The following is a 1,093-nucleotide window of genomic DNA, read 5'->3' as shown; positions in this document are numbered from 1 at the left end:
GCCGTTTTCGTCGCAGTATTTTATGGCGTTACTAAGCAGATTATCGATGATTTTTCTCGTTTTTTTATAGGACGAGCGTAGCTGCACCTCGGCGATTTGCGTGCTTAAATTTATATTTTTTTGCTCCAAATTTAGCCCAAAATACCCAATCCTCTCGCGCACCAGCTCGCTTAGGCTAAAGCTCGTCGCCGCGCCGTCATCTTTGCCGCTAAGCTTTACCAGCGTGAGGTCCTCGTAAAGCGTCGAGATCGTTTTGGAGGCGGTTTTTATGTTGTTTAGATATTTTTTCGGATCGGTTTCAAACATCTCGATACTCATCAAAATAACGCTAAGAGGCGTGTTTATCTCGTGCGTCGTATCCCTGATAAAGCCGTTTAAAAAGTCGATGCGGCGGTAAAGCGGACGTAGCGAAAGACGGATGATAAAATAAGCTATGACTAAAATAGCAAGCAGTATCATAAACGAGAAAAATATTATCTTGAGTTTTAGCGTGAGAATCGCAAACTCGGGATCTGCGACCTTGACGGCAACGTAGTACTCCTCCTCGCCGAGTCGATTTTTGAGATAAAACTGCACCACTGAGTTCGTTCCGTCCTTGTATCTTTGCGACATGCCCTCGCGCGGCTCAAAATCATCCTCAATCTCCTCGCCCGTTTTTAAATTTACGGCAAAAGCCTCGACGTCGTCAAAATCATCGTCGTCTATCTCGCCGTTTTTTTGCAGTTTATTTTGCAGGTGATGCTGCAAATCTCGCACGATAAATACGTCGCGGTCTAGGATAAAATGTTTCTCGCGCTCGTAAAACATCTGCGCGAAAAAGACTAAAAATGCGGCGCTCGTGATAAAATAAAGTAAAAATATAGGTAAAATTTGACGGTTTGAAAGTGCCGCAAAAGCTTTTTTAAGATGTTTTAGCAAAGACATTTGCCGCCTTTTGGATTAAATTTGACCGTATTTTGCGGACGTAAATTTTGAAGCTTAAAACGGCAAAAGATTTGCGTAAATTTGGATAAAAATTTAGACCGATATCCTGCGCTTTGCCGCGCGGTAGTTGCAAAATTAGCGCCATTTTCGGCCCAAAACCCAAACCTCC

General features: G+C 43.2%; 2 protein-coding genes. Both read right to left on the bottom strand.

Annotated elements, in window-relative coordinates:
- Window positions 1-924 (bottom strand): HAMP domain-containing sensor histidine kinase (locus Q0200_RS02565; RefSeq protein WP_297937365.1); only part of this gene is annotated, 924 nt, incomplete at its 3' end.
- Window positions 902-1,093, bottom strand: a 192-nt coding sequence (locus Q0200_RS02560; RefSeq protein WP_297937362.1) for a hypothetical protein, incomplete at its 5' end; no start/stop codon positions are given. The genes Q0200_RS02560 and Q0200_RS02565, both read right to left, overlap by 23 nt.

Source organism: uncultured Campylobacter sp., assembly GCF_938045225.1.
Classification (GTDB): Bacteria; Campylobacterota; Campylobacteria; order Campylobacterales; family Campylobacteraceae; genus Campylobacter_A.
The sequence above is the reverse complement of the archived record's forward strand: the minus strand, read 5'-3'. Positions and strand labels throughout refer to the sequence as shown.